We start from the raw sequence: 21,066 nt of genomic DNA on the forward strand, positions 1-21,066 counted from the left end.
ACAACACTTGGTGGGGAAGCGGATTTATCAAGACGGAGGAGTTCACCGTGCAACGTGAAGATGTTTTAAATCAGACGCTTCAATTATTTGAATTGAAAGGGATTGCTGATACCACGCCGGAAATGGTCGCCGAACGTATTAATTATCCGCTGGATGAGTTCCAGCGCTTCTGGCCGGATAAAGAGGCCCTGTTTTATGACGCACTGCGCCATCTCAGCCAACAGGTCGACATCTGGCGCAGGCAGTTGTTGCTCAATGAAGAGCTGACTAAAGAGCAAAAACTGCTGGCCCGTTATGGCGCATTGACCGAATGCGTGAGCAACAATCGTTACCCTGGTTGCTTGTTCATTGCCGCCTGTACGTTCTACCCGGATCGCGATCACCCGGTGCATCAACTGGCTGAGCAGCAAAAACAAGCCGCTTTTGCCTTCACCCACGAACTGCTGACTCAACTGGAAGTGGATGACCCCACGATGGTTGCTAAGCAGATGGAACTGGTGCTGGAAGGCTGCCTGAGCCGGATGCTGGTCAATCGCAGCCAGGCCGATGTCGATACGGCCCAGCGGCTGGCGGAAGATATTCTGCGATTCGCCTGCTGCCGCCAGGGCGGCGCACTAACCTGATCAGCTGATAAAGCCCATCCAGGCAGACAACAGCAGACAGAGCGCCATCACCCGTTGAAAGATAACCAGTGATGCAGCAGTACGAAACAGTCGATTGACCGCTTTGCCGAGCAGCGTCCAGGCGCAAAGACAAAGAATGGAGATCAGCAGAAAGCTCAGCGACAGCAGCGAGACATCCCGCAGCGGGTGTGCGCCTGCTGGCGCGAACAGGCTGACAATCGCCAGCGCCATCATCCAGGTCTTTGAATTGATGAGTTGCAACATGGCGGCCGATTTACCGCTGAACGGCTCTCCGGCGCTGCCGTGCAGATTGGCGGCCGGGGCGATAAACAGTTGCCAGCTCATCCAGCTTAACCACAGCGCACCCGTCCAGCTCATCGCCTCACGTACCAACGGGTAATCGCGCAGAATTTCGCCTGCCCCCGCACCAGAAATAAAGACAATCAGGCTCGCCGCCACGCAGGCCCCCATTACCGCAGGAAAGGTTGCCTTTACGCCATAGCGCTGACTGCTGGCGAGGATCAGGATGTTAGTCGGGCCGGGGGTTATCGACGCCACAAAGGCAAAAAGCAGGAACGGCAGGTAAGTGTAGAGGGTATGCACAGTCGGGACTCCTTATTCTCCGTGCTGTGACTTTCGCTCTATTTACTGACGTCGTCTGGAAGATTTGTGCAAAGTTTCCGGTAATGGGCCGGAGAGAGTCGATAAGCGCGCTGGAACCAGCGCCCAAGGTGACTCTGGTCAGCAAAACCCAATGCGGCCGCCACGCTCGCAGGCTGCTCTCCTCGCGCCAGCCGACTGCGGGCACTGGCAAGGCGAAGCTGAATAAGCCAGGCATGCGGGGAGAGGTGAAACTCGCGCTTAAAGCAGCGCGTCAGCGTGAAGCGGTCGGTGCCCGTTTCCCGCGCCAGATCCGACAGGCCAATATTCTCTCCTATATACGCGTGCAAATAATCACGTGCACGATGAGCCACCGCAGCACTTTGCAACTGTGACGGCAGGCGCTTTCGCCATTGCGTGTGCTGCGTCAGTTGCCCAAGTAGATTGTCCATCGCGCTCTGCTGCACGATGCGCATCTCTTCACCATGCAGGGAATGAAACGTTTGTGAAATGGCGCCGGCAAGCAATGGTTCACGCGCCATCGTACGGGAAAAATGCAATGAATAACTCGAAGGCACCGAATCATATAATCCACGCAAGGTGGTGTTCAGCCAGTTTTCATCGAGGTAGAACGTCAGATAGGTAAAGCCCCCTTCTACGGGTGCGTCACCATCATGAATTTCACCGGGTTCCAGCAAGAAAGCATCACCCGGCACGCTGCGGTGGCGTTCGCGGCGGCAATGAAACTCCTGGGTACCACTCAGAGTGATACCGACCAGATAGCTGTCGTGCCAGTGCGGATCGTAGGCATGCCCCTCAAAGTGGGCGCGTATTGTTTCGATGCCGGTATCTGCGTGTTGTCGCAACTCCAGCCAGTCATTTGCCATATTGCCTCCGAAATCCACCGAAAACAGCTTTACCTTCATGCGGGGAAAAAATCTGGAAGATTTGTGCAATACGCCGCTATATGGCGCAGAATCGCTCAGACTGCCGCAAAGTTGAGCAACTGAACAGCATTTTTTGAAATAAAGTTGACGCCTTACAGCGATTAAGGTTTAATGCGCCCCGTTGCCCGGATAGCTCAGTCGGTAGAGCAGGGGATTGAAAATCCCCGTGTCCTTGGTTCGATTCCGAGTCCGGGCACCACTCATTTAAAGAAACCCGCCTATGGCGGGTTTTTTGCTTTTGGAGAATCCACTCCACCATTTGCCCAAATCTTATCCCTGATACCTGGTTAACCCTTCCTGCTCCCTGCCCTCGCTTGCCTTCACGTAATCACCTGACGTATACATAAAAGCCTGCTTAATACAGGGAAATCCCATGCCAAATATTCTCATGCACTACACCGCCAACCTGCCCGCACAGGACAAACTCGAAGCCTTCGCACAGAAAATCCATACCCTGCTGGCTCCCGTGGTTATCACCGACGTCGGCAATTTCAAAACCTTCTTTGTTCCCGTGGCTCGCTACGTTTCGGGTGCCGGCAATGCCGACAAAGCCTTCCTGCAAATCGATTTCCGCATGCTGCCAGGGCGCAGCCCGGAAGTGAAGAAAGCCGCTGCCGATATTGTGCTGGCGCAGGCGGCTGAACACTTCTCCGTTGAGGACGGCTTAGAAACCAGCATCACCGTTGAGATTGGCGATATTGATAAAGAGAACTACCACAAAGTGATCGTTAACCCGTAATCACTGACACTGTGGCAGCGTAGCGAGCAACGTCGGCCAGCGCGCTGCCCAGTCTGAGCCATGTTCCATCCCCGCCACTTCCACCACCTGCGCGCAACGGCTGCCCACAGCTTGCTGAAAGCGTCTCGTCACGGATGTGGGCACGGTGGTGTCTTTCGTACCGCTAAAATGCACTTGCGGCAACGCAGACAACTCTGTTGCCACATCTATTGCGCTGAGCGACTCAGGCATCGGTGTGACATGATGCAACTCATTGACGTAAGCCACATCCAGATTCCCGGCCACGGTGCGTAACGAACGCACATCGTGACGGCGTGCCGCCAGCTGTGCCGCAATCGTGGCCCCACCCGAATACCCCACCAGCTCTAACTGCACACCCGGATAGCGACTGACAAACTTTGTGAGCGCTTCATTCATCGCATCCACCACTTCAGGTGCGAAGCGTTTGCTCGTCCATAAAGGAGTGGTACAGGCTGCGGACATGGGAAGATCGGTAAACTGGCAGGGGCGCGCCAGATAAAGCACGTTGGCAGAAGAGTCGGCCGCCGCAAGTTTGAGTCCTACCGGATTACGCGGTGTCGGGTCACTTGAAGGGGTCGTTCTGTTAACCCAGGCAAACCCATCACCCTCGATGTAAACCCGCAGAATATTAACGGGCGCTGCAGTTTTACTTAAGGCGCGTAGCACAAAGGTCTTAGTTTGTAAATTTTCACTGGTAAGACCAGTTATTTTTGTGAGCGCATCTACATCTGCCTGCCGATTGGTAGTACCACATCCGCTTAAAAGAAAAGCTATAGCAATCAATAAAAGACTTACTCTTTCTCCAGGTTTATTACGCATTACGCCCTCTCTTTGCAGGGTTTTATTATGGGAAAAAAGACAATTTTAGCGCTTGTAGTAGTGCTAAAGCATCATGTAGCACTGATTGTGTTTTTTGCAAGCAAATGTATATTCTGGACCCGGATAAAAATCAGACGAATCTGAGATCCAAATTCACCAGCACCAGGAACTTTTTCTAAAATAATATCGCAACGGTACATCATGAAGAAATTACGAATTGGCCAGCATGGTTCTTTGCTGGTGGCACTAACCTCTGCGCAAGGATTGCTGGCGACATATGCTCACGCCATTCCAACAAGCGAAACCATTAGCACAGCCGTTGGTACCAGTCGTGAGATTTCTTATTCATTTGATAATTTAAATATTACCAACCAGGGTTCATTGATTGCCCCAGGATTTGCTGCCGTAGAAGTGACTTACGATGGAAATCTACGCGAATTAAATAACGCTGGCACCATTTCTGGCACCAACGGATATTCGGTATATAACACCGGAACAATTGGTACTATCGATAACAGCGGGACTATCGCCAACGCCACGACCACGGGTGCAATCTACCTTGAAAGCGGCAGCCAGACTGATCTCATCAGCAATAGCGGTGTCATTGGTGACGCCAATAGCAGCAACTATGGCTACGCCATTTATAATTATGGAAGCCTCACCACGCTGAAGAACAAAACCAATGGCACTATTATTGGTGCTATCGGCATGTATAATAACGGATATATTTCATCTCTTGAAAACGATGGTACCATTTCTAATAACAGTAATGGTCAGTCAGGTGATGGCGCTATTTATAACTCTGGCACAATTGATTCCATCGTAAACACAGGAACTATTTCTTCCACTTATAGCAGCGGTGTGATTGGCGGAAGTGTTGCCATTCGAAATTTCGGAACGATTAGCTCAATAACAAATAGTGGCACAATTAGCAGTAATAACTTTGCTATTTTAAGTGATAGCACAAGACTAAACGCAATTGGCGAGATCATTAATAGCGGCCTAATTAAAGCGCCACAAGCTATCTATCTTTATAATAACAATAGATTTAGTAATCCACTTAAGATTACAAACAGCGGTACTATTGCCGGAAATATCTCTAACTATGGTTCAACGGCGATCATCATCTCCGGTGGAACCAATACTCAGGGCGTGCTGACGGGCTACACCCCAGACACCACAGGTTATATCTTCGCCAATGGTGCCAATGTCACCTTCAGCTCCGGCTCCTTACTGCTTAATGATCACATTTATGCCAACGGCGCCACTGTGCTCAATGACGCGGCGAAACTTCAGGTTAATGCGCCACTGATCATCTTCGGTAACTACCACCAGAACGCAGGTGCTTCGCTGCTCCTGGGCGTGAACGATGGCGCTGCCGCCTCTGATAATACAGCGACTGCGGCAGGTTACGGGCGTCTGACAGTGAACGGTTCTGCGACGATCGACCCGGGCTCACGTATCTCCCTGGCACGTTCAGGCAATACCTACCAGTTTGCTACCGGTCAGCGTTACGTCGTCATCAGCGCCAATAGCGCCGACACTCAGTACAACGCCAGCACGCTGAAATACCGTGCCGAAGGTTACAACGGTGCAGTAAAGGGAACCGAATATAACGATGGTACACACAACGCCCTGGTGTTAAGCCTGACAGAAGCCCCAGTGGTCTCGCAGGAAGTTAGCACACCAGTACAGCCTCCTAAACAGTCAGCCCTGCGCAACCTGGCCAACAAACAGGGTGCAGCAGCCACACTGAGCGGGCTGACGCAGTACTCCGGCATATCGCCGCAACTGCTGGAGCTCTACAACGCATCGCTGGCTATCGATAGCACAACGGAAGCGAACCGCGCCGGTGAGCAGTTGTCCTCAAGCCAGAACATCAACGCCAGCGCTGCAACCGGTACCGCAGTGACCAAAGCCATGACGGTCGTTGGCAACCGCATGAACTCCGTACGCAGTAGCCAAACAACGGCAACCAGCGGTGTAGCAACAGGTGATGCATACGATGAGTGGGCATTCTGGGGCCAACCGTTTGGTGGTTTCGCGCGTCAGGACAGTAGCAGCAATGTCAGTGGCTATAAAGCGAAGTTCGGTGGCCTCATGCTCGGTGTCGATCGTGCGCTGGGCGACAACTGGCGCGCAGGCACGGCATTCAACTACAGCAACACTTCTGTTCGTGGCACTGACAACCTGAGTAACGATCGTTCGACCGCCGATAACTATGGTGTGATTGGTTACGCAGGCTATACCGGTAATCCGTGGTACCTGAACCTGTCTGCCGGGGTGAACCGCCAAAGCTATAATTCAACGCGTAATGCTGAATTTACCGGCTTCTCCGGTCGCGCTAACGGCAAGTACAACGGTCAGTCAGTCACGTTGCAGACGGAAGTGGGCTACCCGCTCACGCTGCCTGCTGATGTCATCCTGACCCCGATGGCGACACTCGCTTACGGTTATCAGCACATTGATAGCTACAAAGAGACCGGCGGAAACGGCATGGCACTGAATGTCGGCAGCAGCCACAGCCAGTCGGTGACCAGCGACATTGGCGCTCGCGTGGAAAAAACCTTTAACACGCGCCTTGGCAATCTGACGCCGTTCGTGCAGGCATCGTGGATTCATCAGTATGATGACCGCCAGATGAGCAGTACCGCGACCTTTGGTGCCGACTCTATTGGCGAAACGCAGTTCACCACCAAGGGCGCGGCTCCGGTGAAAGATATGGCCGGGATTGCAATCGGGAGTACCTTGTATAACGCACAGGATCTGACCCTCGACGCACGTTATGACGTGCAGGCCGGAGAGCGTTATCAGGCCCATACCTTCAGTGTTCGTCTGCGCAAAACCTTCTGATACCTCCCCAACGGGAGCCAATATGGCTCCCGTTTTTTTATGCCCCACGCACACATTTCGTCATAACCGGTTCTCTGGAGCTAACCCAAACCGGCACCTATACTGCGCTTATGGTTCTCCCATTCAGTCTGGATCTATGACGACGCAAACCCTGACCCGCCACTGGCGAGTACCGGGCGCTATCGCGCTGGTACTGCTCATCGTCAGCACCGCCCTCACTCTTCATACCCATTGGGGTGATTTTTTACAGTGGTGCCTGAACACACAGATCACGCTACATCGCTATCTGGTGATGTACCTGCTCCAGCTCAATAACCATCAATACAGCGGCGGGCTTTGGCTCATCACTGGCGCCTTTTTTTATGGCGTACTGCACGCCATCGGACCAGGGCACGGTAAATTCATCGTGGCGACTTATCTTACGACCAACAAAGAGAGCCAGACCGCCGCGCGCGTCATTCCCTTCCTGGGGAGCCTGATGCAAGGGGTTAGCGCCATCCTGTTCGTCTTTATTCTGGCAGTGGGGTTCAATCTCGCCTCGGGCGATCTCAGCGAAAGTCGTTGGTACGTGGAGAAAATCAGTGCAGTGATGATTGGCGGCTTCGGCTGCTGGCTAATCTGGCAGACCGCCAAAGCCTTAAAACCGCAAAAGCTGAAGATAACGGGTCTACGCCCGCTCGGGCATGAACATAGCCATACAGAAGATTGTGGCTGCGGGCATCATGGTGTGGGCGTCAGTGCTCAAGGTGACTGGAAAACGCGCCTCGGTGTCATTCTGGCTATCGGTGCACGCCCGTGCAGCGGAGCCATCATGATCCTTTTGTTCTCTAACGCGCTGGGGATTGTGACTTGGGGAATGGCGGCGGTGATGACCATGTCGTTGGGCACCGCGCTGTCGATTATGGGGCTGTCGCTGGCGGTGCGCTATGCCCGCAACAGCACCGCAACCTTCTTTAATCAGGAGTCAGGGCAATTCCCCTGGCTGCTTCCGGCGTTTCGCATTGCCGGAGGCGTGGCACTTATCCTCTTCGCCGTAGTGCTGTTTTTAACCGTGATCCCGGTCAGCGCCAACGGCGACTATATTGCGGCTGGCTGCTAGTGCATAAAGAAGCCCGGTTCTCACCGGGCTTCTTCATTTACTCATCAATCTTCGGATGCTGCTGAACAAGCCGTGTACGCTTCTCCTGCAGGTCCGCTATCTCTTTGTCGATATCTTCGATTTTCTGCTCAATGTTGTCGTGATGCTCACGCAGAATCTCTTTCGCTTCCTGAATATCCGATGCCGCAGGCGTTGCCCCTTTCAACGGCTTGTTCGCCGTCTCTTTCATCGTGATACCGGTAATCAGGCCAATGACCGCCACAACCATCAGATAATAAGCTGGCATCATCAGGTCAGACGTGGTCTCAACCATCCAGGCGGTTAGCGTTGGCGTCAGACCCGCAACAAGGATGGAGATGTTAAAGGCACTGGCCAGCGCACTGTAACGAATGTGCGTTGGGAACATCGCCGGAAGCGTAGATGCCATCACGCCGGTGAAGCAGTTAAGTACCACTGCCAGCATCAGCAGCCCCGCAAAAATGAGTCCAATGACGTTACTGTTGATTAACAGGAATGCCGGAATGGCTAGTACAAAGAGCGCCACACTGCCAAAAAGGACAAAAGGACGACGGCCAAAGCGGTCACTCAGTAGCCCCATTACCGGTTGGACAAACAGCATCCCGATCATAATAGCGATGATAATCAACACGCCATGGTCTTCAGAATAGTGCAGGTTGTGCGACAGATAGCTCGGCATGTAGGTCAGAAGCATGTAATAGGTGACGTTAGTCGCAATCACCAGACCAATACAGGTTAACAGGCTACGCCAGTGCTTGGTGGCAATCTCTTTGAAAGAGACTTTCGGGCCTTCCTGCAAACCTTCACGGTCGCCCTGCTCCAGCTTATCAACGTGCTGCTGGAACGCTGGGGTCTCTTCAAGTGCATGACGCAGATAGAGGCCAATCAGACCCAACGGCAGCGCCAGGAAGAACGGAATACGCCAGCCCCAGTCGAGGAAGTTCTCTTCACCGACAATCGTGGAGAGGAGCACAACAACACCCGCACCCAATACGAAGCCTGCGATAGAGCCAAAGTCCAGCCAGCTACCTAAGAAGCCACGTCGTCTGTCCGGTGAGTATTCCGCAACGAAGATGGACGCGCCCGTATATTCCCCACCAACAGAGAACCCCTGCGCCATTTTACAAATCAGCAGCAGAATCGGAGCCCAAATACCTATTGAGGCATACGAGGGAATAAGGCCAATACAGAATGTACTGACGGACATGATAACAATGGTGATAGCGAGGATTTTCTGACGGCCATATTTATCGCCGAGCATCCCGAAGAATAATCCGCCAAGGGGACGAATAAGGAAGGGAACGGAGAACGTACCCAAAGCAGCAATCATCTGTACGCTGGGGTCGGCATCAGGGAAAAACACCTTGCCGAGTGCGTAGGCCACAAAACCATATACCCCAAAATCAAACCATTCCATCGCATTGCCCAGCGACGCTGCGGTAATCGCCTTACGCAATTTCCCGTCATCAATAATGGTCACATCGCGCAGCGTGATGGGTTTAATTCTTTTCCTTTTTAACATAGTTTCCTCTTTTGACTTTCGCCCAAAACCGCCTGGCATAATTCCACATCATCGCCAGGCGTATTACGCTGCATCTTGCAGCGTCCTTATTCAAGCGTAGCAGGTTTACTTCCACGGGCTGGTTACAGCCTGTACAACCGAACCTGTTGACGCCTGTTGGGGCAGTGAACGACTCCTTTTTACCCTAACAGGGTTTAAAAATGTGATCAACTTCACACTAAATAACGATGTGATACCTGGCACAGTTTCCATAACGTAAATGCTTTTTTCCCGAAACCGCGTTTTATCTAACGGGAAATCCTGTTCAAAAAATATAAGATCATCTCAGTTCATATCAAAAATCATCATCAGATAACGGCTGTTACTATTACTTTGCTAGCCGTATTTAACTCCTGGTTTTTCACAACCTCTTCACAACAATTTTAATAACCGGAAGTCTTTATAAATCTTTACACGGAATATGTGATGAAGATAACTAAAACACTGTTTTATTTTCATTGAATCAATATTCCAAAGATCGCATCATACGCCCATGCACAACGCCGCTAAGGATAACGAGATTCATAGCCGACCCTATTCCTCGCCTCTATGGTGCAGGCCAGTGTCAATGGCAAAAAGACTTTAGCGACTTAACCATTTGAATATCTGAAAGTTAACTTCTGGTTTTTCTCGGTCATTCCACATGATGAGAAGTGAGGATTTATAATGAAAATCAAAGCTACTATTGAGCGTATCCCTGGCGGGATGATGTTGATACCGCTTCTGCTCGGGGCAGTATTAAATACCTTTGCACCTAATACAGGTGCTTATTTTGGTTCCTTCACTAAAGGGATGATCGGCGGTACCGTTCCAATTCTGGCGGTATGGTTCTTCTGTATCGGTGCCTCTATTGACTTACGTGCAACCGGTACTGTGTTACGCAAATCCGGTACTCTGGTGGTCACAAAAATTGCCGTGGCCTGGGTGGTTGCAATGATTGCCGCGTCGTTTATCCCTGAAGGCGGCATTCAAACCGGCTTCTTCGCTGGCATCTCGGTACTGGCTATCGTTTCGGCTATGGATATGACGAATGGCGGTCTCTACGCCAGCCTGATGAACCAGTACGGTTCCAAAGAAGAATCCGGCGCATTCGTTTTGATGTCCCTGGAATCCGGTCCATTAATGACGATGGTCATTCTGGGTTCGGCCGGTCTGGCATCCTTTGAACCTCATCACTTTGTCGGTGCAGTACTGCCTTTCCTGATCGGTTTCGCACTGGGTAACCTTGATCACGATCTGCGCGCCTTCTTCAGCAAAGCCACACCGGTTCTGATCCCGTTCTTCGGTTTTGCGCTGGGTAATACCATTAACCTGGGCGTTATCCTCGACACTGGTTTACTCGGTATCTTCCTGGGTGTTGCAGTCATCATCATCACGGGTATTCCGCTGATTATTGCTGACAAAGTTATCGGTGGGGGTAACGGTACAGCCGGTGTTGCAGCCTCCTCAGCGGCAGGTGCGGCAGTCGCTAACCCGGTGATCATTGCCCAGATCAACCCGGCGTTTGAACCGGTTGCTGCATCCGCAACAGCACTGGTAGCCGCGAGCGTGATTGTTACCGCAATTCTGGTGCCAATTATCACAGCACTTTATGCAAAACGGTTTGGCAATATTCCGGTTGCAGAGAAAGCAGCTGAAAAGCCGGTAGAATCCGTGGGGCACTAACAAGCGGGTTTAATGCAGGGCATGTAATGTAATACGAAGAACCTTTTCACTCAGTGGAAAGGTTCTTTTTGCTTTGAGGGAATATTGCCGGAGGGCGGACATCAAATCGCAGCTATGTCCTGCAATTAGCCATCAACATGGGTTAATTGCAGGGCACATCTTTTTACTCACCAAACATCTCATCCACCATCGCACTGGCCAGACGCGTAGCCGAGCACAAACGCGGCATGCCTAATGCGACGGTTTGCCAGCTCTGCGTCACCGACCAGCAAACAGGATGGCGCTCTGCATCACACCAGTCCCCCAACCACCCCAACAGATCTTTGTAATCCATCAGTCCTGGTGTTGCAGGCGTGGTCAGCCACTGGTGATAAAAATGCCGCGTAGAAGGAGAGGCATTAATACCCTGCGCCAAAAATTCTGCGGCCATCGTACGCAGATTATCTTTCAGCATGGAAGCGACTTCACTGCTTGCCAAACGACAAGCATCACCAAATGCGCCCCAGCGTAACTCTTCCAACGCAACATAACAGCGGCCCGCCATTGACCAGCCACCATAATTACCCGCACGCCAGCGGGTAAAGATTTGCTCGCTGTGGTGCCCGGCCTGAACCGTAAGCCCACGCTGCGTCAGCGCTTTCTCTTTCCAGCTAGCACGTTGACTAAAATGTTCAATCATCTCGTCATACTGCTGCTGATTATTGCCCGCACCGTTCACCGGGCGACGCTCCGCCAGTTGTAATGCCATTAAACGTTGAGTGATGCGCGTCAGTGCCAGATGGCCGGGATCGAGCATACTGGCCAGTTTTTCCGCCAGCCCTAAGCGCAAGGTATCGTTATCATTCAACACACCCGACATCGCCCATGGGCGCAATTGGGTTTGCGCCATCACTTCCTGGGTCAACCGCTCACGAAACAACTGCTGTTGGGGCACAATCTGGCTTTGGCGAGGTGCGTCAACCCCCTGCACCAGGTCCACGATGAACTTGGGGTGGATACATTCCAGTGTCCGCCCAGGCCCTTCCAGTAGTCGATTTTTCATGGTTGTTCTGCCGCGAATAGTGTTTGAATATCATCGCGTAACAGACGTGCATCTTCCTGAATCCAGTGGGCAGTCTTGATGCAATGTCGCAGGTGCTGTCGCAACGCCTGCACTGAAGATTCGTTTTGTTGACGTATCGCCAGACTGTCACGCAAACTTTCTTGTAATCCCGCGAGACTTAACGAGAACTCGGCGAAGAAAGTTGCCATTCCTGCCGTAACAGAAACATCGACCTGGGCAGCTAAAGCTTTACGAATTTGTTCACAAAAATGAGCAACATGCTGCGTGAGTTTCTGCTGCAGAGAGGCCACGTCGATGACATAACGCGTACGCGTCACCACGTAATCGTCCCACCCCCAACTCGGATTATTCAGCCAACGCGATACCGTCTCACGCACACTTCCGGAACGGGGAACCTGGCCTGCGGGGGTATCTTCGGACGCAATCGCATTACTGAAAAGCTGGCGTGTGTTGAAATTCAACGCACTCGACTGAAACGCCGGGAAGCTGATGCGTGCCCGGAAGCCTGCATGACTTAGCTCTTCTTTAATACGTATTTCAATAGGACGCATAGCATCGTTCAACGAGCGAGTCAGCGTATTTTCCAGTTGATCAAAGCGCATCGCCAGCTCACGGCTGATCTTTTCCTGTGCAGCCAGCAAAATAGACTCGCAGGAAGAACGCATTTTGCTCAGCACACTTTGCGCCTGCCCTTCGTCATCCAGCACCAGTTGGCCTGGCGAAAACTCGGCATCAAGACGCAGATTCACCTGACTTTCGTTAAGCATATCCATCAGATTGCCATCACGGAACCAGGCATCAATAGCCGCAATAATGTCGGTCTGCTGGTTGTGAATAAAGAGATTTGCCGCCGCCAGTGCTTCATCAACCTCATGATCGATTTCGTCGCTGACGCTGACCTGGCAGGTTTGCAGTAGCGACATATCCTCTTCAAGGCGGGCGATGTTGTGTTCCAGGTTTTCAAAGGCAACGGTTAGCCCCTGATAACGGAAATCAAGATATTCACGCGCACTCTGGGCGTAGTTAAGCAACTTGTGGGATGCTGAACGCAGCGCATACAGCGAAGCATTCGCATGTGCAGCATGCAGCAATTTACGGATCGGCTGTTCAAACAACGAATCCTCCCATAGCAGTTCAGCCGCATGGTGAATATGCTCGACGTCATCAAGGTCAGCGGTACGCCAGCGCCTTCCCAACGCGGCTTCGGCAAAATCCTGAACCCAGCGCTGATCTTCCGGGTCCGGCAATTTACCGCGATGTTTGATCTCATGTCGGGCACGGTTCGCCAGGTAGCCCCACATAGAGGAGACAGGGAAGATCTGCGTTGGGTTAATGTACCCTTTCATTAAGGTGCCAGAGATCAGCGCCCGAACCTGCTCCTCATCATCGCTGTTGCGATCTTTCTGATCGAATTTATTCACCAGCGCATACAGCGGCACCGAGCGGCCCACGGCTGACACTGCGCGGCGAACTTCCTCATCAGAGATCGACTTAAGCTGGGTATAGTCCATTACGGCCAGCACGGCTGAAGCCCGAGCCAACTGTTCGTTAAGCATTTTTTGCAGGTGCGGTTGCCCCGCTTCATTTGGCCCGGGAGTGTCCAGTAATGTCAGTTGCCCGACATCATTTTCCAGACCCGCAAGGTGAACAAACTCCACTTCAATAACAGGGATATTCTCCACCGAAGCATAAGCTGAAAAAGGAAAATCGACGTCCAGCGCTTTCGATAAGCGCACCAAATCATTAAGACTTTTTAAACAATGAAAAATGGGTTGTGCACCCAAATAATGTTTATCAAATGCATCGCCCTGCGTAATACGATCGAGCAGTGCACTCATGTCTTTGTCCACTTCCAGTCTTTGCGACAACTTTTCACGATCGAAATTAAACAGGCGAGTCTGCAATTGTTGCGTTAACGCATCAATGGGGCCGACGTGAGAAAAATGCAAAACAGGTTCTTTTTGACCAGGCGTATGACGAATCAAGGTCGGTAAAGCGGTCATCGGACGATTACGGTTCGGCAGCACTTCCGTCCCGACAATGGCATTAATGGTGGTCGACTTCCCCGCTTTCATAGTCCCTACAATCGCTAACACCATTTCCAGACGGGTAATTTTACGCAGCTCATTGTGCAGTGTGGCCTGTTGAGTCTCAATGCCACGCGCGCTGAAATGTAGGGGCAGTACATTTGCGTTTTCTGCTTTCTTGCCAGGATTCACTTCATCAAGCGTTGCGAGCGGCAGCGTCTTCAGTGCATGCAGGTTATGCAATGAAAGCTGCAACAGCCTCTCCGCTTCCTGGCTTAATTCGAAAATTGTCTGTGTGTGCATATAAAAGTCTTTCCTTAACGCAAATTTCTTACTTTTATTAAGCCGTAATGTTTTATTTGTGAAGTTTCGGCTTTTATAATTACGTGTGGAAAATATCTTATAAAAGATAAACGCCTGATGATTATCAGGAAATTATATTTTTCTCGTGAATCTGACAGAGTACACCCCCCTGGACAATAAAGACCGGGGCGATACTGAGCGTAGCTCATTTTCAGGAACTACCAGAATATATCGTCATTTATTTACCCCCCCAATTTGCGAGGTAATTAACCGCCTTCAATTGAAGGCTTAGCAAGGATGAATGCATGTGAGTAATTAACATCGAATGCTTCATCCCACCATATCTGAATTGGCAATGAGTGGCAATTTCAAGGAGAAAATATTCCAAATATCATGCATAAGTGATTCCCTTACCCTGATGAGGGTTAGCATCACTCAAGTGAATGACAGGTTATGTCACCTCCCTCACTTTTTTATCTTTTTGATCAAAAAAAGAATAGCAACAGGAAATGTGCGGACTTGTTGTATAATCGCACTCCTTTTTGGCGAAACGCCCCCTTTTTGCTGGCCTGTTTCCAGCACTGTATGTACTTTCTGAGGATATCCGCATGCAACTCCCTAACTGCCCGAAATGTAATTCCGAATACGCTTATGAAGATAATGGCATGTTCATCTGCCCGGAATGCGCCCACGAGTGGAACGACAACGAGGTCTCGCAGGACAGCGATGCGCTGATCGTTAAGGATGCCAACGGCAACTTGCTGGTCGACGGCGACAGTGTCACCGTGATTAAAGATCTTAAAGTAAAAGGCAGCTCGTCGATGCTGAAGATCGGAACGAAGGTGAAAAACATTCGCCTGGTTGAAGGCGATCATAATATCGACTGCAAAATCGATGGCTTTGGCCCGATGAAGCTGAAGTCAGAATTTGTTAAAAAGAACTAACAGCCTGTCGGCGTCAGAACTGCTCTTCCAGTTGGCGCTCTTCATCGTCTAACTGGCGACGCTCCCGGTCAAGCTGGCGCTGCCTTTCGTCAAGCCGGGCACGTCGGTCTTCAAGCTGTCTACGCCGCTCTTCATATCGTCTGCTCTGATCGTCGCTACGGCGACGATCCTCTTCATAACGACGGTCATCATCGTCACTACTTTTGCCATTCTGGCTATAGGCATCATTGATTGCATGCTGAATGTTACCGATAGCATCATCAACAATATCGGCATGGGCGAAAGTGCTGGAGAGGGAGAGTGCGCTGATCAACAGCAGGGTTGCGACGTGTTTCATAAGCCAGCCTCAAAAATAGACTGGCTCTACCTTAATGAGGGCACCGTGCCGCGAGTAGCGGAGGAATCTCAAACTCAGGTTGCCTTACGGCTTATGCTGCTCCGCTTCGATTTGCGCGATAGCCGCCACACGTGTTTGATGCCGCCCGCCTTCAAACTCAGCAGCCAGCCAGCTATCAACGATCATTTTAGCCAGTTCCAGCCCAACCACACGGGAGCCAAACGCCAGAACGTTGGTGTTGTTATGTTGACGTGATAATTGCGCAGAATAGGGTTCGCTACATACCACCGCGCGGATGCCAGTGAATTTATTAGCGGTAATCGAGATCCCAACACCGGTACCGCAAATCAGGATCCCACCCTCAACCTCACCCGCCACCACCGCTTCAGCGACAGCACTGGCATAACGTGGGTAGTCAGTACGTTCACCGGACCACGTCCCTTTATCAATGACTTCAATCCCTTTTGCCGCCAGGTGCGCCAGAATATCTTCTTTAAGGATAAAACCAACGTGGTCACAGCCGAATGCAATCTTCTTCATCTCTTCCGCCTTGTGGGTGAGCAAACTTTACGGACCCGGTAGATTTTGTGATTTGAGACCGGTCTGAAGCGTAATAAAACCCCAAAATCTCCGGGTCCAGCGCCCTTTCTACACAGCTCCAGTTTACAAATCAACTCTATTTTGTGTGCAAACAGGCTGTTAAAAATATTCACCCTCGCAAGATAAAACACGTAATTATATGTTTACAAAAGATTTAATAAAAACGCACGCCCAACAGAAACCACCAATACTTCACAAAAATATAAACTTTATGAATTTTACTATTGTGTGAAGTTATCGACATATTTATGATGCGTCTTGTGGTGATATAGTGACGTCTTCACTACAAGGACAAGAGAAAGCAATGAGTCAGTCAGAGTTTGATCAAGGACTCCCCAATGGCATCGGCCTCGCTCCCTGGCTGCGAATGAAGCAGGAAGGGATGACCGATAACGAGAGCCGCATTGTGGACTGGTTATTAACGCCGGGTCATCTCAGCGACGCACCAGCCATCAAAGATGTCGCGGAAGCGTTAGCCGTATCAGAGGCGATGATCGTCAAGGTCTCGAAGTTGCTGGGGTTCAGCGGTTTTCGTAACCTGCGCAGCGCCCTGGTCGACTACTTTTCTCAGTCCGAGCAGGTTCTACCCGCTGAGCTTGCCTTTGATGAAGCACCACTGGATGTGGTGAACAAAGTTTTTAACATCACACTGCGCACTATCATGGAAGGCCAGTCGATTGTGAATGTGGAAGAGATTCATCGCGCGGCGCGCTTTTTCTACCAGGCGAAGCAGCGAGACTTATATGGTGCAGGCGGTTCAAACGCTATCTGCGCGGACGTACAGCATAAGTTTTTACGTATTGGCGTGCGCTGCCAGGCTCATCAGGACGCGCACATCATGATGATGTCTGCCGCGTTGCTGCAGGAAGGCGACGTCGTCCTGGTGGTCTCCCACTCGGGCCGGACAAACGATGTAAAAGCAGCAGTAGAACTGGCGAAAAGAAATGGGGCAAAAATAATTTGCATCACACATAGCTACCATTCGCCAATTGCCAAAATGGCCGACTTTATTATTTGCTCGCCAGCACCAGAGACCCCTTTATTGGGGAGAAACGCATCCGCACGGATATTACAATTAACCTTACTGGATGCATTCTTTGTATCGGTTGCCCAACAAAATATCGAACAAGCAACCAAAAATATGGAAAAGACCGGTGCAATAGTCGATTTCTTTTCACCGGGTGCATTGAAGTAAAAAAATTATCGTAAAAAATTGCAGTACCATTACTTAAAGTTTGAGAACGCGAAGTAAACAAAAAAGGTTAATCCCATGTGCTATGTGGGATTAACCACAACAATTCCCTACAATGAGAATATTGCTATGAATAAATACCTGAAAATATTCAGCGGCGCAGCTATGGGTTTAATGTTGTCCACCAGCGCTTTTGCCGCCGCCGACTATGCCGTCGTATTAAAGACTCTGTCTAACCCATTCTGGGTGGATATGAAAAAAGGCATCGAAGACGAAGCAAAAACACTGGGTGTCAGTGTGGATATTTTCGCATCTCCCTCTGAAGGTGATTTCCAGTCCCAATTGCAATTATTCGAAGATCTGAGTAATAAGAATTACAAAGGTATCGCATTTGCCCCCCTCTCATCCGTTAACCTGGTAATGCCAGTTGCCCGTGCATGGAAAAAAGGTATTTATCTGGTTAACCTCGATGAAAAAATCGATATGGATAACCTGAAAAAAGCAGGCGGTAACGTCGAAGGCTTTATTACCACCGATAACGTCGCTGTTGGTGCGAAAGGTGCAGACTTTATCGTTGAAAAGCTGGGTGCACAGGGCGGCGAAGTCGCCATTATCGAAGGTAAAGCCGGTAATGCCTCTGGTGAAGCTCGCCGTAACGGTGCCACCGAAGCGTTCAAAAAAGCCAGCCAGATTAAACTGGTTGCCAGCCAGCCTGCTGACTGGGACCGTATCAAAGCGCTGGACGTTGCTACCAACGTGCTGCAACGAAACCCGGATCTGAAAGCCTTCTATTGCGCCAACGACACCATGGCAATGGGTGTGGCCCAGGCCGTCGCAAACGCAGGTAAAACCGGTAAAGTGCTGGTTGTTGGCACCGACGGTATTCCGGAAGCACGTAAAATGGTTGATGCCGGTCAGATGACCGCTACCGTTGCTCAGAACCCGGCTAATATTGGTGCAACAGGCCTGAAAATGATGGTTGATGCAGCCAAAACCGGCAAAGTTATCCCACTGGATAAAACCCCGGAATTCAAACTGGTTGATTCGATTCTGGTCACGAAGTAACGACATTATGCAGGTGAGTGCGGCCTGATGCCCCCACCCCGGCCCTCTCCCACAGGGAGAGGGTGAAAACAAAAGGTAATCTACTATGGTCACGCCATATATTTCGATGGCGGGTATCGGCAAATCCTTTGGTCCGGTTCACGCATTAAAATCCGTTGATTTAACTGTTTATACCCATGAGATACATGCGTTATTGGGCGAGAATGGTGCCGGTAAATCAACGCTGATGAAAGTATTATCGGGCATTCACGACCCGACCAAAGGCACCATCACCATTAATGATATTAACTACGACAAACTCGACCATAAACTGGCAGCACAACTGGGCATCGGCATTATTTATCAGGAACTCAGCGTCATTGATGAATTAACCGTGCTGGAAAATTTATACATTGGTCGTCATATCACTAAGAAAGTTTGTGGCGTCAATATTATCGACTGGCGAGAAATGCGCGTCCGCGCCGCAATGATGTTATTGCGCGTTGGCCTGAAAGTAGACCTTGACGAAAAAGTGGCGAACTTATCTATCAGCCACAAACAAATGCTCGAAATTGCCAAAACATTAATGCTCGATGCCAAAGTTATTATTATGGACGAGCCAACTTCTTCGCTGACAAATAAAGAGGTTGATTATCTTTTTTTGATAATGAACCAACTGCGAAAAGAAGGGACGGCAATTGTTTATATTTCACATAAGTTGGCCGAAATTCGCCGTATTTGCGACCGTTATACCGTCATGAAAGACGGCAGCAGCGTATGCAGCGGCATGGTCAGCGACGTCTCCAATGACGACATTGTCAGATTGATGGTCGGGCGTGAGCTGCAAAACCGCTTTAACGCCATGAAAGAGAGCACTGGTAACGTCGAACGCGACACGGTCTTTGAAGTGAAAAACGTCACCAGCCGCGACAAGAAAAAGGTCCGTGATATCTCCTTTAGCGTTAACCGGGGCGAGATCCTCGGTTTCGCCGGGCTGGTCGGTTCTGGCCGAACCGAACTGATGAACTGCCTGTTTGGCGTCGATAAACGCGCCAGCGGGGAAATTCGACTCAATGGCAAGGTGATCTCTCCTCGCTCGCCGCTGGATGCGCTGAAAAAAGGGATGGCTTACATCACCGAAAGCCGCCGTGAGAATGGCTTCTTCGGCAATTTCTCTATCGCCCAGAACATGGCTGTCAGTAAAAGCCTGAAGAAGGGTGGCTACAAAGGGGCGATGGGGCTGTTTAACGAAGCGGAAGAACACAAGATAGCCCAAACACAGCGCGAGCTGCTGGGGCTGAAGTGCCACTCCGTGGATCAGAACATCACCGAGCTTTCCGGCGGAAATCAGCAAAAAGTATTGATTTCCAAGTGGTTATGTTGTGAACCGGACGTGGTCATTTTTGATGAACCCACACGCGGTATCGACGTGGGCGCAAAAGCCGAAATCTACAAAGTGATGCGCCAGCTCGCGGATGAGGGAAAAGTCATCCTGATGGTGTCATCTGAACTTCCTGAAATTATCGCCGTCTGCGACCGCATCGCCGTGTTCTGCGAAGGACGACTGACGCAAATCCTGACCAATCGCGACGATATGAGCGAAGAGGAGATTATGGCATGGGCACTTCCACAAGAGTAAAAAGCGAAATGAGCGAGAAAAAGTCATTCAACTTCGCGCTGTTCTGGGACAAGTACGGCACGTTCTTTATCCTGGCGATTATCGTCGCCATCTTCGGCTCTCTGTCGCCGCAGTACTTCCTGACGACCAACAACATCACCCAGATCTTTGTCCAAAGTTCGGTGACGGTGCTGATCGGTATGGGCGAATTCTTTGCCATCCTGATTGCCGGTATCGACCTGTCCGTCGGTGCTATTCTGGCGCTCTCGGGGATGGTGACCGCCAAACTGATGCTGGCAGGCGTTGATCCCTTCCTCGCAGCCGTTATCGGCGGTGTGGTCGTCGGTGGCTTGCTCGGGGCGATTAACGGCTGTCTGGTGAACTGGACCGGTCTGCACCCGTTCATTATCACTCTCGGCACCAACGCCATTTTCCGTGGAATAACGCTGGTTATCTCCGACGCCAACTCGGTCTACGGCTTCTCCTTCGACTTCGTGAACTTCTTTGCCGCAAGCGTAGTGGGCATTCCGGTACCGGTGCTCTTCTCGCTGGCCATCGCCATCGTGCTCTGGTTCCTGACCACCCGAATGCGCCTTGGCCGTAACATCTTCGCCCTCGGCGGCAACAAGAATTCTGCGTTCTACTCCGGCATCGACGTGAAGTTCCACGTGCTGGTGGTGTTCATCATCTCCGGTATATGCGCCGGGCTGGCAGGCGTGGTCTCCACAGCACGTCTGGGTGCGGCTGAACCGCTGGCCGGCATGGGCTTTGAAACCTACGCCATTGCGAGTGCCATTATCGGCGGTACCAGCTTCTTTGGTGGCAAGGGACGCATCTTCTCCGTGGTGATTGGCGGGCTGATTATCGGCACCATCAACAACGGTCTGAATATTTTGCAGGTTCAAACGTATTACCAACTGGTGGTAATGGGCGGGTTGATTATCGCCGCCGTTGCCCTGGACAGACTGATCAGTAAATAACCTTTTCGTAAAA

18 protein-coding genes and 1 tRNA gene are annotated in these 21,066 nt (G+C 50.9%); 11 read left to right on the plus strand and 8 right to left on the minus strand.

All coding sequences use genetic code 11. The features are described from left to right. Positions 1 to 47: 47 nt before the first annotated feature. A complete protein-coding gene (locus AC5JPW_RS13200; RefSeq protein ID WP_494240896.1) occupies positions 48 to 623 on the plus strand; it encodes a transcriptional regulator in 576 nt (191 codons plus the stop codon). Here the strand turns inward: AC5JPW_RS13200 and AC5JPW_RS13205 are convergent, their stop codons facing one another. Both AC5JPW_RS13205 and AC5JPW_RS13210 read right to left on the minus strand, forming a co-directional pair. Beyond that, entirely contained in the window at positions 624 to 1,226 is a 603-nt protein-coding gene (locus AC5JPW_RS13205) for a LysE family translocator (RefSeq protein WP_494240898.1), read from the minus strand. A 38-nt stretch (positions 1,227 to 1,264) separates the two neighbouring features. Further along, complete coding sequence (locus AC5JPW_RS13210) at positions 1,265 to 2,110, minus strand: AraC family transcriptional regulator (protein ID WP_494240900.1); 846 nt, start codon at positions 2,108 to 2,110, stop codon at positions 1,265 to 1,267. A 183-nt stretch (positions 2,111 to 2,293) separates the two neighbouring features. Here AC5JPW_RS13210 and AC5JPW_RS13215 point away from each other — a divergent pair. Together AC5JPW_RS13215 and AC5JPW_RS13220 are read left to right on the plus strand one after the other, a co-directional pair. After that, a tRNA-Phe gene (locus AC5JPW_RS13215) sits at positions 2,294 to 2,369 on the plus strand. 174 nt (positions 2,370 to 2,543) lie between these two features. After that, positions 2,544 to 2,909 carry a 5-carboxymethyl-2-hydroxymuconate Delta-isomerase gene (locus AC5JPW_RS13220; protein WP_494240902.1) on the plus strand — a complete coding sequence of 122 codons (366 nt, stop codon included), beginning with the start codon at positions 2,544 to 2,546 and terminating at the stop codon, positions 2,907 to 2,909. Here AC5JPW_RS13220 and AC5JPW_RS13225 read toward each other — a convergent pair whose 3' ends face one another. Next, the gene (locus AC5JPW_RS13225; protein ID WP_494240904.1) at positions 2,910 to 3,596 is read right to left on the minus strand and encodes an alpha/beta fold hydrolase; all 687 of its coding nucleotides are present in this window, start codon (positions 3,594 to 3,596) and stop codon (positions 2,910 to 2,912) included. A gap of 354 nt (positions 3,597 to 3,950) precedes the next feature. On the opposite strand from AC5JPW_RS13225, the gene AC5JPW_RS13230 reads away from it, so the two are divergent. Further along, the gene (locus tag AC5JPW_RS13230) at positions 3,951 to 6,602 is read left to right on the plus strand and encodes an autotransporter family protein (protein ID WP_494240906.1); all 2,652 of its coding nucleotides are present in this window, start codon (positions 3,951 to 3,953) and stop codon (positions 6,600 to 6,602) included. A 136-nt stretch (positions 6,603 to 6,738) separates the two neighbouring features. Then, the gene (locus AC5JPW_RS13235; protein ID WP_494240908.1) at positions 6,739 to 7,701 is read left to right on the plus strand and encodes a nickel/cobalt transporter; all 963 of its coding nucleotides are present in this window, start codon (positions 6,739 to 6,741) and stop codon (positions 7,699 to 7,701) included. A gap of 37 nt (positions 7,702 to 7,738) precedes the next feature. On the opposite strand, the gene proP is transcribed toward AC5JPW_RS13235, so the two are convergent. Then, a complete protein-coding gene (gene proP / locus AC5JPW_RS13240; RefSeq protein WP_494240910.1) occupies positions 7,739 to 9,241 on the minus strand; it encodes a glycine betaine/L-proline transporter ProP in 1,503 nt (500 codons plus the stop codon). A 705-nt stretch (positions 9,242 to 9,946) separates the two neighbouring features. Between proP and kdgT the strand changes: the two genes are divergently transcribed. Next, positions 9,947 to 10,945, plus strand: a complete 999-nt coding sequence (gene kdgT / locus AC5JPW_RS13245) for a 2-keto-3-deoxygluconate transporter (RefSeq protein ID WP_494240912.1) — start codon at positions 9,947 to 9,949, stop codon at positions 10,943 to 10,945. 163 nt (positions 10,946 to 11,108) lie between these two features. Here kdgT and AC5JPW_RS13250 read toward each other — a convergent pair whose 3' ends face one another. Then, positions 11,109 to 11,987 carry a diguanylate cyclase regulator RdcB family protein gene (locus AC5JPW_RS13250; protein WP_494240914.1) on the minus strand — a complete coding sequence of 293 codons (879 nt, stop codon included), beginning with the start codon at positions 11,985 to 11,987 and terminating at the stop codon, positions 11,109 to 11,111. Beyond that, positions 11,984 to 14,338 (minus strand): clamp-binding protein CrfC, encoded by a 2,355-nt coding sequence (gene crfC, locus AC5JPW_RS13255; RefSeq protein ID WP_494240916.1) that lies wholly within the window; start codon positions 14,336 to 14,338, stop codon positions 11,984 to 11,986. Before crfC ends, AC5JPW_RS13250 begins: the two co-directional genes overlap by 4 nt. Positions 14,339 to 14,946: 608 nt before the next feature. On the opposite strand from crfC, the gene AC5JPW_RS13260 reads away from it, so the two are divergent. After that, the gene (locus AC5JPW_RS13260; protein WP_494240918.1) at positions 14,947 to 15,282 is read left to right on the plus strand and encodes a zinc ribbon domain-containing protein YjdM; all 336 of its coding nucleotides are present in this window, start codon (positions 14,947 to 14,949) and stop codon (positions 15,280 to 15,282) included. A gap of 13 nt (positions 15,283 to 15,295) precedes the next feature. On the opposite strand, the gene yjdP is transcribed toward AC5JPW_RS13260, so the two are convergent. Together yjdP and rpiB are read right to left on the minus strand one after the other, a co-directional pair. Then, positions 15,296 to 15,619, minus strand: a complete 324-nt coding sequence (yjdP, locus tag AC5JPW_RS13265) for a DDRRRQL repeat protein YjdP (RefSeq protein ID WP_494240920.1) — start codon at positions 15,617 to 15,619, stop codon at positions 15,296 to 15,298. Between the two features lie 84 nt (positions 15,620 to 15,703). Next, entirely contained in the window at positions 15,704 to 16,159 is a 456-nt protein-coding gene (gene rpiB, locus AC5JPW_RS13270) for a bifunctional allose-6-phosphate isomerase/ribose-5-phosphate isomerase RpiB (protein WP_494240922.1), read from the minus strand. Positions 16,160 to 16,523: 364 nt separating this feature from the next. On the opposite strand from rpiB, the gene AC5JPW_RS13275 reads away from it, so the two are divergent. From AC5JPW_RS13275 to alsC, 4 genes are all read left to right on the plus strand, one after another. After that, positions 16,524 to 17,414 carry a MurR/RpiR family transcriptional regulator gene (locus tag AC5JPW_RS13275; protein WP_458044802.1) on the plus strand — a complete coding sequence of 297 codons (891 nt, stop codon included), beginning with the start codon at positions 16,524 to 16,526 and terminating at the stop codon, positions 17,412 to 17,414. Between the two features lie 126 nt (positions 17,415 to 17,540). Continuing rightward, positions 17,541 to 18,476, plus strand: a complete 936-nt coding sequence (alsB, locus tag AC5JPW_RS13280; protein ID WP_494240924.1) for a D-allose transporter substrate-binding protein — start codon at positions 17,541 to 17,543, stop codon at positions 18,474 to 18,476. An 85-nt stretch (positions 18,477 to 18,561) separates the two neighbouring features. Next, entirely contained in the window at positions 18,562 to 20,094 is a 1,533-nt protein-coding gene (gene alsA / locus AC5JPW_RS13285; protein WP_494240926.1) for a D-allose ABC transporter ATP-binding protein AlsA, read from the plus strand. Then, positions 20,073 to 21,053, plus strand: a complete 981-nt coding sequence (alsC, locus tag AC5JPW_RS13290; protein WP_494240928.1) for a D-allose ABC transporter permease — start codon at positions 20,073 to 20,075, stop codon at positions 21,051 to 21,053. The genes alsA and alsC overlap by 22 nt, the downstream gene beginning before the upstream one ends. Positions 21,054 to 21,066 lie beyond the last annotated feature (13 nt).

This window comes from Phytobacter sp. (assembly GCF_059074235.1).

What these genes read in the sequence shown, in the direction of transcription:
- AC5JPW_RS13260 (WP_494240918.1), top strand. Translation starts at nt 14,947, where the DNA reads ATGCAACTCCCTAACTGCCCGAAATGTAATTCCGAATACGCTTATGAA.
- alsB (WP_494240924.1), top strand. Translation starts at nt 17,541, where the DNA reads ATGAATAAATACCTGAAAATATTCAGCGGCGCAGCTATGGGTTTAATG.
- AC5JPW_RS13220 (WP_494240902.1), top strand. Translation starts at nt 2,544, where the DNA reads ATGCCAAATATTCTCATGCACTACACCGCCAACCTGCCCGCACAGGAC.
- AC5JPW_RS13275 (WP_458044802.1), top strand. Translation starts at nt 16,524, where the DNA reads ATGAGTCAGTCAGAGTTTGATCAAGGACTCCCCAATGGCATCGGCCTC.
- AC5JPW_RS13230 (WP_494240906.1), top strand. Translation starts at nt 3,951, where the DNA reads ATGAAGAAATTACGAATTGGCCAGCATGGTTCTTTGCTGGTGGCACTA.
- yjdP (WP_494240920.1), bottom strand. Translation starts at nt 15,619, where the DNA reads ATGAAACACGTCGCAACCCTGCTGTTGATCAGCGCACTCTCCCTCTCC.
- rpiB (WP_494240922.1), bottom strand. Translation starts at nt 16,159, where the DNA reads ATGAAGAAGATTGCATTCGGCTGTGACCACGTTGGTTTTATCCTTAAA.
- AC5JPW_RS13235 (WP_494240908.1), top strand. Translation starts at nt 6,739, where the DNA reads ATGACGACGCAAACCCTGACCCGCCACTGGCGAGTACCGGGCGCTATC.
- crfC (WP_494240916.1), bottom strand. Translation starts at nt 14,338, where the DNA reads ATGCACACACAGACAATTTTCGAATTAAGCCAGGAAGCGGAGAGGCTG.
- AC5JPW_RS13250 (WP_494240914.1), bottom strand. Translation starts at nt 11,987, where the DNA reads ATGAAAAATCGACTACTGGAAGGGCCTGGGCGGACACTGGAATGTATC.
- proP (WP_494240910.1), bottom strand. Translation starts at nt 9,241, where the DNA reads ATGTTAAAAAGGAAAAGAATTAAACCCATCACGCTGCGCGATGTGACC.
- alsC (WP_494240928.1), top strand. Translation starts at nt 20,073, where the DNA reads ATGGGCACTTCCACAAGAGTAAAAAGCGAAATGAGCGAGAAAAAGTCA.
- alsA (WP_494240926.1), top strand. Translation starts at nt 18,562, where the DNA reads ATGGTCACGCCATATATTTCGATGGCGGGTATCGGCAAATCCTTTGGT.
- kdgT (WP_494240912.1), top strand. Translation starts at nt 9,947, where the DNA reads ATGAAAATCAAAGCTACTATTGAGCGTATCCCTGGCGGGATGATGTTG.
- AC5JPW_RS13210 (WP_494240900.1), bottom strand. Translation starts at nt 2,110, where the DNA reads ATGGCAAATGACTGGCTGGAGTTGCGACAACACGCAGATACCGGCATC.